The sequence below is a fragment of the Chloroflexota bacterium genome (assembly GCA_013152435.1).
Taxonomy (GTDB): Bacteria; Chloroflexota; Anaerolineae; order DUEN01; family DUEN01; genus DUEN01.
Map to the genome: position 1 here is coordinate 19,791 of JAADGJ010000046.1, position 13,172 is coordinate 32,962.

At 63.0% G+C, this 13,172-nt stretch carries 6 protein-coding genes; 1 reads left to right on the plus strand and 5 read right to left on the minus strand.

All coding sequences use genetic code 11. The features are described 5' to 3' along the window. Positions 1-3: 3 nt before the first annotated feature. A complete protein-coding gene (locus GXP39_05735; protein NOZ27540.1) occupies positions 4-939 on the minus strand; it encodes a sugar ABC transporter permease in 936 nt (311 codons plus the stop codon). A 311-nt stretch (positions 940-1,250) separates the two neighbouring features. Next, positions 1,251-2,741: an extracellular solute-binding protein gene (locus GXP39_05740; GenBank protein ID NOZ27541.1), complete on the minus strand. Its 1,491-nt coding sequence runs from the start codon at positions 2,739-2,741 to the stop codon at positions 1,251-1,253. A gap of 745 nt (positions 2,742-3,486) precedes the next feature. Here GXP39_05740 and GXP39_05745 point away from each other — a divergent pair. Next, on the plus strand, positions 3,487-7,212 hold the full coding sequence (locus GXP39_05745) for a DNA polymerase III subunit alpha (protein NOZ27542.1): 3,726 nt from the start codon (positions 3,487-3,489) through the stop codon (positions 7,210-7,212). A gap of 114 nt (positions 7,213-7,326) precedes the next feature. Here GXP39_05745 and GXP39_05750 read toward each other — a convergent pair whose 3' ends face one another. From GXP39_05750 to GXP39_05760, 3 genes are read right to left on the minus strand one after another with little or no spacing between them, the layout of a single operon-like run. After that, positions 7,327-8,013 carry a CPBP family intramembrane metalloprotease gene (locus GXP39_05750; GenBank protein NOZ27543.1) on the minus strand — a complete coding sequence of 229 codons (687 nt, stop codon included), beginning with the start codon at positions 8,011-8,013 and terminating at the stop codon, positions 7,327-7,329. Between the two features lie 12 nt (positions 8,014-8,025). Beyond that, on the minus strand, positions 8,026-10,092 hold the full coding sequence (locus tag GXP39_05755; protein NOZ27544.1) for a hypothetical protein: 2,067 nt from the start codon (positions 10,090-10,092) through the stop codon (positions 8,026-8,028). A gap of 36 nt (positions 10,093-10,128) precedes the next feature. Next, positions 10,129-12,981: a hypothetical protein gene (locus GXP39_05760; protein NOZ27545.1), complete on the minus strand. Its 2,853-nt coding sequence runs from the start codon at positions 12,979-12,981 to the stop codon at positions 10,129-10,131. Positions 12,982-13,172 lie beyond the last annotated feature (191 nt).

The following is a 13,172-nucleotide window of genomic DNA, read 5'->3' on the forward strand; positions in this document are numbered from 1 at the left end:
CTTTCAGGTGCCCACCTTCGTGGGCTCCATCATTCGCTCGAAGCCGAACAGCCGGAGCATGATCAGCGTCAGGGTCACGCCCACGATCACCAGGATCAGGGCGATGGAGGCCCCGTAACCGAATTGCAGGCTGGAAAAGGCCCGGTGGTACGCGTTCAATGCCCAGACCTCGCTCTTGTAGAAGGGGCCACCGTCGGTGAGCAGCAGGATGTAGTCATAGGAGGCCAGCAGCGAGAGCGTCTGCCAGATGGTCAGGAACATGATCGGCCATTTAAGCAGTGGGATGATCAATCGGCGTACGATGGCCAGATCCGATGCGCCGTCCACCCGGGCCGCCCGGATCAGGTCGATCGGGATGGATTTGATGGCGGCGGAGAAGACGATCATCCCAAAGGAGGCGCCGATGACCCCGTTCACCAGGATCACAATGGGCATGGGGTGTCTCGCCAGCCATGCCTGAGGCGGATAGCCGAGCAGGCTCCGTATCTGGTTGATCAGCCCCACGTCGGTGGGGGACACGAACCATTGCCACATGAGCACATAGATGACGGGAGGCGTCATGCGTGGCAGGAGCCAGATGGAGCGGAAGACCAGCCCGACGTTCTCGCGTTCCACAAAGTAGGTGGTCAATAAGGCCAGGAAGAACCCGAATAGGACGTTGAAGAGACAGGTGGAGACCACGTAAATGAGGGTATTGCGGGCGATCTTAGGGATGATCGGGTCTGCGAACAGACGCCGGAAGTTCTCCAATCCGACGAACTCCCATTGCATCTTGCTGTCCATGCCCGTAAAGGACAGGGCCGTGGTGAGGACCACGGGCAGAAAGAAGTACGTGGTGACGAGGAACAGAAAGGGGCCCAGGAACACCGTGTACACGGCCAGGCCTCGCAATCGCGCCAGGAGCGATCGTGGCCGCTCCTCAAAGGTCTCTATCGTCATGACTTCGCTGGTCAATCTATGCCTCCTTGTGTCTCCCCGCGTCTCCCGTGAGCCGGTAAGCGGATTGGGAGGGGATCGCCCAGGATGTGATCCTGAGTGGCACGGCACGGAGTGGTGACATGGACCCTGTTAGAGGAGAGGTGGCGATCTCACGCACAAATTCCCCTCGCGTGCTCGGGTCACATGATAACGGGATGGATTGTCGATGGAGCGAATGAGATCTGCTGAGGACAAGATGCGCCTGTTCCCCCGGATCGGGGAACTGGGCTGCGGGGGAACAGGCGCGAGAGATATCCGTCAACACGGCTGGCCTATTCTACGATGATCAGCTCGTCGCCCAGGGCGGCCTGCAGCTCGCTCTTCAGGAACTCCAACGCCTCTTCCGGCGTGAGCTCGCCCAGCTCCACACCCTGGATCGTGTTGTACCAGATCGTCAGGTAGTCATTCCACTGCGGATGCGCGGGCATGAAGCTGGTGTACTCCAGGTACGGCGTGACGCTGCTGGTGAACTCATCCGCTTTGTACGCCTCGACCTCGAGGGCCGCCTTGCGCCAGGCCAGATGCCCGCTCTCCAGCGCGTGCTTGACCACCAGGTCGGGGCTGGACGCCTCGGCGATCACCTGGAAGGCGACGTCGGGGTACTGGCAGGACGAGGAGATCATGTAGACGTAGGGGTTCGAGCTGGTGACGGGCTTGCCGCCCTTCTCGGCCGCCGGATAGAGCATGACCCCGAAGATCTTCTTCATATCCTCGGAGGTCCACTTGCCCTGGCCGTAGTCCACACGCTGGTACTCGGCCCAGTGCCAGGTGCCGCCGAACCAGAAGAGGGTCTCGCCCTTGACGACTGCCGGATGGATGCCGTCACGCCAGCCGTAGCTGGTGATCTCGGGCGGGGTGACCTTGGCCACCTGGGCGATGTTGTAATGGAACTCCAGGTTGCCCAGCGCTGCCGACTCGTCCAGCACCAGCTTCCCGGTGTCCGGATCCTGGAGGATGCCGCCGTATGCCAGATATGGATGGAGGAACGTGTTCCCCTTGCTGGGCCGGTGGTAGATGCCCCACTTGGTGACGCCCTTGTCCACCGACTCCTTGGCTACGGCGATCAGGTCGTCCAGCGTGAACTCGCCGTCCATGACCTTCTGCGGCAGGGCCTCGATCTCCTCATCGCTCCAGCCCAGCTCTTTGAGCTTGTCCTTGCGATAGAATACGACCCGAACCTCCGTGTCCTGGAGCACGCCGTATCGCTTGCCCTTCCACGTCACGGCCTTCCAGAGGGCCTCGAAGGTGTCCCCGAAGACGTCCGGGTACTGCTCGATGTACTCGTCAACCGGGATGATGTAGCCAGCTTCCGCCCACTCCGGGATCTCGGTGTATGCGGAGGCCCGGATGCAGGGCGCCGTTCCAGCCTGGGAGGCCAGGACGAACCGCTGGCGGAATCCATCCATATCCCCGGCCGTCTCGAACTCGGAGACCTCGAGGATGATCCGCTCATCCTTCCCCTCCGCCTTGAACTTCTTGTTCAGGCGGCCGGCCGCCTCCTGCAGATTGGTCACTCGCGTGATGTCAGACGGGCCACCGTAGCCCATGGCCTTGATCACGATGTCTCCAGGGCGGACGGCAGGGGTCGGAGTAACCACGACCTCCACTGGCTTCTCTACCACCTTCTCGACGACCTTGGTGACCACGACCGTCTCTTTGACCACCTTCTCCACGACTTCCGGGGTGGGCGTGGCACAGGCCGTCACGAGGCTCAGGGTAACAACCAGCGCGACCGTGAGCCACAACCATGTGCGCTTGGACATGATGAATCACCTCCTTTTCCTTCTGCATGGAATGGCCGAAATGCTTTCCGTGGCTCACAACGGATTAGGATGTGATCGCCACGGGCGCGTGTAAGCCCGGTGAGCCCTGGCTTTCTTTTGCGGTATCACCCCCCTTCATCGTGTGATGTTCATCCATCACGATGTCCATGGGGACCCTCCGTGATTGGGGGACCGGTTCATTCAGTTATGGGATGGTTTTGGATAACTCGGGAAGCGAATCACCCGATGTGTCTCGGCTATCGCTTCAAGAGGTAGCACATACGTGAATGGTTGGCGTGAAGACTTGATCCTCTTTAGGCGTGAATACGCCCCTCTCACATCACGTGAATCAGGTTGCGCTACCCTTCAAGATGATGCTGTGGATACGGGTGGTAAAACGCGATCGCATCGGAGTCATGCGATTTGTACGTCTATTTTACCAGAATTGTCCCGGTTGTGCAAACGTTTGCTCACTTTTTGATCCCTCAAACGGAGCGTCCGATCCGTTTGTATCTTAAAAATCCTGCTTCTTTTATCGTCCGGCTTGGGAGGCCAGAATGGGCTGTGGTATAATCGTGGTGACGGGCGAGCGAACGCCTGTTCTGTATCTCTTGTCTGCTATGGGCCCTTCTCCGTCGGATGGCATCGCGTTACGCCGTCCGTAAAGGGAAGAGCGCTCACACCGGAAACCACGTGCGGGATTGTCCCTGTAGATCTGTGACGATATCGTGACATGGAGCGGCTGATGGCTTCTGACTTCGTTCATCTCCACGTGCACAGCGAGTTCTCCCTTCTGGATGGGCTGAGTCGAATCCCGGAGTTGGTGCAGCGGGCCAAAGAGCTGGACATGCCGGCCCTGGCTCTGACCGATCACGGCACCATGTATGCGACGATCCAGTTCTATCGCGCCTGTAAGGGCGCCGGTATCCGGCCGCTGATCGGCGTGGAGGCGTATCTGGCCGAGCGGCGCATGGAGGATCGTGATCCGCAGATCGACAGCAAGCGCTACCATCTGCTGCTGTTGGCCCAGAACCAGACGGGTTATCAGAATCTGCTCAAGATCTGTTCGGCGGCTCAGCTCAGGGGATTCTACTATAAGCCCCGTATCGATCGGGAGTTCCTGGCGGAGCATTCGGAGGGGCTGATCTGCACGTCCGGTTGTGCCGCCGGCGAGATCCCCCGGCTGCTGGAGGAGGGGCGGGAGGAGGAGGCGATCCGAAGGCTCTCCTGGTACCGGGATGTGTTCGGCCCGGACCGCTTCTTCCTGGAGCTGCAGGACCATGATATCCCGTGGCTGCACGAGTTGAACGGCAAGCTGTTGGAGTTCAGCCGCAAATTCGATCTCAAGCTGGTGGCCACGAACGACGTGCATTACGTGTATGCCGACCAGTGGCAGGCGCATGATGTCCTCCTCTGCATCCAGACGGGCTCTCTGGTCAACGACCAGGAGCGCATGCGCATGAGCGACAACAGCTACTACCTGCGCTCGGCGGAGGAGATGGCGCAGATCTTCCGGCATGTGCCGGAGGCACTGAAGAACACCCGGCTCATCGCCGAGATGTGTGAGGTGGATCTGGACCCCAAAGGCTATCACCTGCCGATCTTCGATGTCCCGGAGGGGTTCACGGCCGAAAGTTATCTTCGTCATCTGGTGGAGGAGGGGATCCGCCGTCGCTATGGGGAGCGGGCGGATGACCCGGAGGTGCAGGCCCGCAAGGAACACGAGCTGAAGATCATCCACCAGATGGGATTTGATACCTACTTCCTCATCGTGTGGGACCTGTGCCGGGCCGCCCGGGAGCGAGGGATCTGGTGGAATGTCCGAGGCTCGGGTGCCGGGTCCATTGTGGCGTATGCCATCGGCATCACCAACCTGGATCCGCTGGCGCACAATCTGATCTTCGAGCGCTTCCTGAACCCTGGCCGTGTTTCCATGCCGGATATCGACCTGGACTTCCCGGACGATCGCCGGGCAGAGATGCTGGAGTACACCGTGCAGAAGTACGGCCAGGAGAACGTCGCCCAGATCATCACCTTCGGGACCATGGGGGCCCGTGCGGCGGTGCGGGATGTCGGCCGGGCGCTGGATATCCCGTTGCCAGAGGTGGATAACGTCGCCAAGCTCATCCCCTCCATCCCCGGCAAGCCGATCACCATCAAGGAGGCGCTGGAGCAGGTGCCGGACCTCCGGCAGATCTATGAGGAGGTCGACTATCTGCGTGAGCTCCTGGACACGGCGATGCAGTTGGAGGGGGTGGCCCGCCATGCCTCCACCCATGCGGCGGGAGTGATCATCTCGGATCGGCCGTTGGTGGAGTATTGCCCGCTGCATCGTCCCACCAAGGGAGACGACGAGGGAGGCATCGGCGTCGTGACCCAGTGGGATATGGGCATCTGTGAGTCCATGGGGCTGCTCAAGGTGGATTTCCTGGGGCTTTCGACGCTGACCATCATGCGCAAGGCGTGTGAGCTCATCAAGGAACGGCATGGCGTGGAGTTCGATCTGACCAATATCCCCGTGGAGGACGAGGAGGCTTACAAGCTGCTGGCACGGGGGGAGGTGGCCGGGATCTTCCAGGTGGAAGGTGCGGGCATGCGTCGGGTGCTCATGTCCATGCAGCCCAAGAAGTTTGAGCATATCGTGGCCACTATCTCCCTGTATCGCCCGGGGCCCATGGAGTACATCGATACGTACATCCGCCGTATGCATGGCGAGGAAGAGGTGACGTATCGGCATCCGAAGCTGGAGCCGATTCTGGCGGAGACGTATGGCATCATCGTGTATCAGGAGCAGATCATCCGGATCGCCTCGGAGCTGGCAGGGTACAGCCCGGGCGAGGCGGACATGATCCGCAAGGCCGTGGGCAAGAAGATCAAGGCGAAGATCCTGGAGCACCGGGAGAAGTTCGTCAAGGGCGCCGTCGAGCGCGGCATTCCCCAGGACGTCGCAGAAGGCATCTACGACGATATCGAATACTTCGCCCGGTACGGGTTCAACAAGGCCCACGCGGCTGATTATGCGGTCATCACCTGTCAGACGGCCTATCTGAAGGCCCATTATCCGGTGGAGTACATGACCGCTCTGCTCACCGTTGAGCGGCATAACACGGACAAGATCGGCTTCCTGGTGGCTGAATGTCGTCGCATGGGTATCGAGGTGCTGCCGCCCGATGTGAACCATAGCGATCTGGACTTCGTCATCGAGGATCGGGTGGATGACCAGGGGCGGCCGAATCCCGCCATCCGCTTTGGCCTGGGGGCGATCAAGAATGTGGGCGAGGGCCCCGTGCAGGTCATTCTGGAGGCGCGCCGGGCCGGTGGCCCGTTCACCTCGCTGGATGACTTCTGCCAGCGAGTCGATCTGCGGCAGGTGAACCGCCGGGCCTTGGAGAGCCTGATCAAGGCGGGGGCTTTGAACTGCTTCGGCAAGCGCTCTCAGCTTTTGGCCGTGATCGACCGCATGATCGGCGTGAGCGTTCAGGCGCATCAGGCCCGAGACGTGGGGCAGCTGACCCTATTTGATCTGGGGGAGGCCGGGTTCAGCGACGCCTCGGTGCTGTACCCTCTCCCGGAGGTCGAGGAGGTCAGCCGACGAGATCTGCTGAATTGGGAGAAGGAGTTGGTGGGCGTGTACGTCTCCGCCCATCCGTTGCAGCAGCTGACGGTTGATCTCAGCGATGTGATCACGGCTTTCTGTGGGCAGGTCGGCGAGGAACTGAACGGACAGCGGGTGGTGCTGGCCGGGATGTGTGCGGATGTGCGGCGCATCACCACCAAAAAGGGCGATCCCATGGCGTTCGTGCAGCTCGAGGACCTGCACGGCTCGTGTGAGGTGGTGGTGTTCCCCCGGGTGTATGAGGAAGCCCAGGATCTGTTGGTGGAGGACAGGCTGATCCTGGTGCGGGGCCGGGTGGAGGTGCGGGACACCAAGACCAACGTGATCGCCGATGAGATCACGAACTACATCGAGCGGGCGCGTCCGGTGTCGGAGGAAGAGGAAGGGACGGGCGATGTGGCGCCTCGCGGCGTCACTCACATGGCTCGCGAGGGGAACGGCAACGGGATGTGGTCGCCTGCGGACGCGTTCATCGACGCCCCGCCGGACGAGGAGGGGCCTATGCCCTGGTTGGAGGAGCCGCCCGCCTGGCTGCATGCGGTGGAACCCACGTCGCCGCCCGCACAGGATGCTCCCAAGGCCATCTACATCACCCTGCAGCGGACTCAGGATCTGGAGGAGGATAAGCGCCGGTTGCATCGGGTGGTGCAGTGCCTGCGGGATCATCCTGGCACGGATCGGTTCTTCATCGAGGTGGAGGGACGTGAGGGGCGGTATCGGCTCTCCTTCCCTAACGATACCACCCGCCACTGTCCGGAGTTGATCCGGGCGTTGGAGGAGCTGGTGGGGGCAGACCGGGTGCGTGTGGAGCCGTTGTCCCTGGGGATGGAGCGCCCGGTGCGCTCGGCCGCTTAGAGCGTATCTGAGAATTTAACCGGTCCCGGCCCTTTCCGCAGGGATCTGGGCTGAGGTTGGGCAGGTCGAAGTCTGAGAGATCCGTGGGGCTGGCTTTCGTGCCGGCCCTTTTCATTATCCTGGGGATGGCCGTCGTCGGTAGGACAACCAGAGCTGTAACCCGTTGGCCACATAGTGTGCCGTCAGCGGGGCCAGCAGGCTGCCTCGAGCCCGGAAAAGCCACGCGAAGAGCAGCCCGGCCAGCGTGGTGACGATCACGGCCAGTTTCCCCTGTGGCAGGTGGACGACGCCAAAGCAGAGGGCCAGGACGATCGCCAGCGGCCAGAAGGGGAGCGGTGGGGATAATCCTCCCAGGAGCAGTGACCGGAAGAGGATCTCCTCGGTGGCCACGGCCAGGAAGAGGGCCAACAGCACTGCCGGCCATTCGCCCGGGGTGCGGGGGGTGATGTTCCGCATGATGAATGCGTCGTACAGGCGGTTGCCCCAGCGTTGGATCACCCATTGGGTGCCCCAGTAGATGGCGAGGGCCAAGACCCCGCCGACGCACACTCCCCACACGAGATCGTTCAGGGGGGCATTCGGAGCCCATCCCAGGCGCTCATACGGCAACCCGCTGAACGCTCCCAGGGCCAAGGCCACGATCAACAGGACGCCACGCAGCAAGTTCTCCGCAGGCAGCAGGAGCAGGTTGCGGTCAGGGCGCCATTGCCGGAGGAGCCGGGCGGTGCGCAGCGCGCCGAAGATGACCAGCGCCAGCAGCCCCAGAGAGCCCAGCAGGAACAGTGCGTATCCCGGAGTCACGCCTGCCCCTGTTTATCGTGGTTCGATGGTGTACCGGTATGGGGCGACCTCTGTGGTGACGGGCGCCATGGCGCTGATGACCAGCACGGCCGACTTGCCGTTGCGCCCGAGCCCGTCGATGGCGACGGCTCCCGTCCCGTCCGGGCCGATCTCCATGCGTCGCACTTCCACGCCGCGGCGTCCCCCCTCGATGATCTGGATCAGCCAGCGCTGATAGAGCAGATTGTCCGTGCGGATCCAGCCCTCGCTGACCCAGCCGCCGTCGTCCGTCTCGAAGTCCGCGCTGTACCCGATCTCGGGAATGGACACATCGTCGATGAAGAGGCCGGGATAGTTGACCGCGTCATCGGTGATGTACTCCAGGCGCACCAGCACCTTCTGACCCGTGTATGGGGTGAGATCGATCTCCTCCAGCACCCATTTGGGAGTGTCCCCGCCTCCGCTCTTCCCCGTGTAACCGTGTCCGAAGGAGTTGCCGGTGGGGTTCTCGTCCGTGGTGTACTTGCCCTTCAGGATCGTCCACGTCTTGCCGCCGTCTGTGGAGACCTCCACGTACGCAAAGTCGTACTTGTCCTCCAGGTCGTACCACATCCACATCTTCAGCGTCGCCTGATCCACCCCGGACAGGTCGAACTCTCGGGTGAGCCGGGTGTCGCTGTCATCCGCCCGATTCGCCCACCAGGTGAAGCGTCCGCTGTGGGCCTCCATATCGGCCAGGCGCACCGTCGACGCGCCCTGGAAGCGCACCACGACGTCTCCCCGTCCCTGGAGGAGGATATAATCGGCCGCGTACTGATGAACCTCGCTCTCTCGCTCTACGGGATAAGATCGGTGACGTCGGTCGATGGCCACCGTCTGTGGGCGGTAGAGCTTATATCCATAGCGGCCGTCGGCGATATCCGGGTTGTTCAGGAAATTGGCGATCAGCCAGTCGGCGAAGATGTCCTCGAAGCGCTCGGAGCGGCCGGCTGCTGCCAGCGCCTCGTTGAAGCCGGCGACGCCATTGGCCGGGGAGGCGACCACGGCCTTGGTCAGCTCCTCGCCAAACCGTTCCAGGAAGTAGGCCATGAACAGGAAGGAGCCGCCGTAATGCGGCCCGTTGCCGCCCGGGTCGTCGGTCCATGTGTTGAGCTGGGTATCGGGCAGCTCGGTGAAGAGTTGATCCGCCCGGCCGATGTTGAACCCGTTCAACACGGCGGCCAGCTCGGAGAACCCCTCGTTGACCCAGGTCTCCTCGTTGCGATCGTTGTACCAGTGGATCATGTGCTGAAATTCGTGGGCCAGCACACTGTCGTAGAACTCCGTTCCGGGACGAACGTTGTCGAGGTTGATGTAGAACATCTCGCGTTCGTTGGAGTACGGCTGGGCCAGGCGGGAGACCTCGTCGGCCGAGGAATAGTATCCGGCGATGTGATCGCCCAATCGGCGGGCATGCAGGATGGTCAGGTGCGGGTCGTTGTCCACGCCCGGCGTCCACTCCGTGCCGAAGAACTCCCGGTTGGTCGGGTAGATCTCGTTCTCGAAGCGGTTGGCCGAGCGTTCCAGGTCCTCTTGATCGACTTTGGCTCCGACCTCCACCCACATGTACACGTGGGGGGTGATGTAGCGGAGCTCTGCTTCGATCTGAAAGTGCTCGTCGGTGTCCGTGTCGCCGACCCAGAAGGTCTCCCGGTCCCCCACCTGGTAAGTGGGCGGGGTGGGGTTCACGGTCGGTGGGATCTCGCCTACCCCGGGGCGCAGCCGTTGCGCCAGATCCCGCAGGTCTCTGGTCGGTATGACCACCTCCTCAAGCTGACGTTCCGTCTCGCTCGTCGGCCGAGGCGCCGTGGGGACCGGAGTGGGCGTGGGTTGTTGCGGGAGGGTGGGGAGAGGCGCCGGCTCGGTGACCCGAAACTCCGGCTCGGATGGCATGGGCCACGGAGCGGAGGACGGGCTGTCGGAGCGGTCGATCAAGTAGATCAGACCGCCGGCGGTGAGGAGCGCCAGACAGCAACAACATAGGGCGATGAAGGCGGTGCCCAGAATGGCGATAAGGGTCCGGTTGGTTTTGCTCTTCGTGCTCTCTTGAAGCTCGTTCACAGACTCGACTCCTGTCCTGGTATCTGCCGGGGCCGCCTATGGCCGGCAGCCTACGATCGGTTGATCCATGATGGGAAACCGGGTGCGGGCGTCTACGCCGTGCACCCACACATTCGAGCGGGTAACGTATCCATCCACCTCCACCCAGAAGGCCCAGCGAGAGCGGCCATCCCGGGCGGCGCTTACGTCGATATTGTCGAAATCCCAGACCGGGTAGGAGAACCCGTTTGTGGCGATGCGCATGTGTCCGATGCCGACGGTCCGACCGATCCCGTTATCCAGGGCGCCGATCAGCCTCACGACCAGGTCCCGCTCAGGGGGGATGGAGGTGAAGGTGCCCGGCAGGTAGAGCCCGACACGTACATTGGCCAGATCCGCCTCCTCGACGGAACGAGGTCGCCCCCGGGTATCGTGGGGCCAGACCACCAGAATCCGGGCATCGATCTCCTTTTCCGGCATGGCGGTCGCCACGGCGCTGGGCCATGTGGGCTGGGGATAATAGGTTCGCGGGTCGGCGGCATGGGCCCACATGCTGGTGCGTGTGATCGCATCGGGCACACGCACCAGATAGTACAGCTTGGCGTCCGGCCGCTGGGCATAGCTGACATCCATGTCGTTGAGATCCCACATGGTGCTGAGGGCATCCCCGATAGGTCGCCGCCGGGCCTGCGCCAGAAAGCGGGCGGGCTCGCTGTCCCGGGCCTCCCATATTTCCACCCGTGGTTCCCATCCACACGGCACGGGCTCCAGGCTATCGGGATAAAACAGGCGCAGGCTCATATTCGCCCGTGTGGCCTCGGCGACGGGGGCCCAGCCGTGCGGCCACACGATCTCGATTCGGGCGTCGACCGCCTCTGGCGAGGGGCTCTCGCTTCCGGGCTGCCCGCTGGCCCATATCCCGGCATGGGATGTGCCGACGACCACATCCTCGGGTGATCGATAGTCGGCTGCGATGGCCGTGACCTTGTTATCCCCCAATGTGTGTCCGATGGAGAGCCACGTATGCCCTCCATCTTCGCTGATCCACAGCCCGGCATCCTGTCGGGCGGCGAGGATGCGCTCTGGCGATCGGGGGTCCGTCCACACCACGTCGAACGTGACGTCCGTGGGGAGGCCCGGCGCCTGGCGCCAACTCCGCCCCCCGTCTTCGCTGATCCATAGCCCCTGTTCAGCCACAGTGGCGATCAACAGCTGATCATTCCCGACGAGTTGGGCCATGTCCGCCCCGGAGGCGACTGGCCATGGGAGCTTCTGCCAGCTTGCCCCGCCGTCCGTCGATCGATACAGTCCTGGCTCACCGTCCTGGGCGGTGACATACAGGCCATCGGAGCGGATGAGTATCGAGCCGATCCTTGCGTCGGCAAAGCCGATCTGTGTCCAGGTGTCGCCTCCGTCGTCTGATCGGTAGAGCCCGGCTCCATAGGTCCCCGCGTATAGCGTGCCGTGCGGGTCCACCTGTATGTCTCGGATGATTGTATCCTGCAATGCGCATTTCGTCCAGGTACGCCCGTTGTCCAGGCTCTGACAAATGCCATCATATGTCGCCGCATAGACACGCTCGGGCTGATCGGGGAGGCTGACCAGGGCGTTGACCCTGGTCTCTCCCAGCCCTCGCGTCACATGCCAGCTGCGGCCGCCATCCTCGCTGCGCAGAAGGGCCGGAGGAGCCAGGTAACCGCCTCCCCAGGCCATGGCGGCCAACCACGTCTGCGGGCGATCGGGGAAGCTGTACAGCGCTCGGATCGAGCCGTTGGGGGGCAGACCCTGGTTGTGCGCCACCCATATCGCCCGGTCCTGGTTCCAGCGATAGACGCCGAGCGGAGTAGCGGCCCATAGCGTGCCCTTTTCCCTCTGGTCCAGGAGGAGCTGGTTGGCACCCATCGCCCCCAGATCGCCCTCCATGGCCTCCCAGATGTTATCCTCCCACGAGCCCAGGAAGACGCCCGTCCGGGTGGCGAGGACGAGCCGATGATCCGGGAGGGCGATGAGATCGAGGGGCGGAGAGCCCGGGATGGGCAGGATGGCCTCCGACCAGCTCCGCCCGCGATCCTGGCTACGCGCCAGCGCCAGATGGAAGCCCCGATCATCTTGGATCAGGCGGGCGGCGAACAGAGTGGGGGGATCGTCGGCGGTCAGGGCAAGGACGGTCATTCCCTGGGTGAGGGAGGGGTCGAGGCCGCCCGGAATCCATGTGTTCCCCCCGTCCTGGCTGATCAGGATCCCTCCTCGGGTGGCCGCGTAGAGTCGATCGATGTCGGTGGGATCGACCAGTACACGCCCCAGCCCGCTGCCCGGGTTGGTGTCGAACTCCTGGACCAGCAGGCGCTCGAAGGTCTGTCCTCCATCTCGGCTCCGGAAGAGCCAGTGCTTGGCGTATTTGTGGTTTTCCGCGGCGATCACGTAGATGCGGGTGGGGTCTGTGGCGGGCAGAAGGACCTGCCGGATGGTCATGCCGCGCTCCGGCCAGTAGCCCGGCTCCGTGTCGCCCATCGCGTTCTCCAACGGCACTCGGATCCAGATCGGGTCCCCGGCGGCGCGCCGAAATAGCCCGTTGCTGGTGCCCAGGTACAGGGTTCCCGTGGGGGATATGGCGATCGTCATCAGGGTGAGCCAGCTCAGATCATTGCCAGCCGGCTTCCAACTTTCCCCACCGTCTTGAGTCCGATAGAGCGCGGTCACCGAACGACCGGCGGTCGTAGCTGAGGCGATAGCCCACATGTCATTCGGTTGGATCGGGTGCTGTGCCAGCGAGACGACGGCGCCATAGGGCGTGTTCAACGGATATAAGTTGGGCTCTCCGGCTGCTGTCGCAGGGAGCGGCCACGCCCCGGCGACGGACATGATGATGATCAGGGCGCCGAGCAGCCGGATCCGTAGGGCTGGAAGCATAATATGGGTCTCTGGGATAAGGGAGCGTCGATTGATTCGCACGCGATATCATAGCCTGCCCGGGTGGTTCGCGCAAATCGAGCGCGGACTACCCTGGTGGTCATGGGCCCTGGACGCGGGCATCGCCGCCCCTCGGCGGCGAGACGCGGCGCACCCGCCCGCGGGGTGGGACCGGCGGGCGGGTGCTTTTC

Coding starts and splice junctions, on each gene's coding strand:
- GXP39_05735 (NOZ27540.1), bottom strand. CDS start 939: ATGACGATAGAGACCTTTGAGGAGCGGCCACGATCGCTCCTGGCGCGA.
- GXP39_05760 (NOZ27545.1), bottom strand. CDS start 12,981: ATGCTTCCAGCCCTACGGATCCGGCTGCTCGGCGCCCTGATCATCATC.
- GXP39_05740 (NOZ27541.1), bottom strand. CDS start 2,741: ATGTCCAAGCGCACATGGTTGTGGCTCACGGTCGCGCTGGTTGTTACC.
- GXP39_05745 (NOZ27542.1), top strand. CDS start 3,487: ATGGCTTCTGACTTCGTTCATCTCCACGTGCACAGCGAGTTCTCCCTT.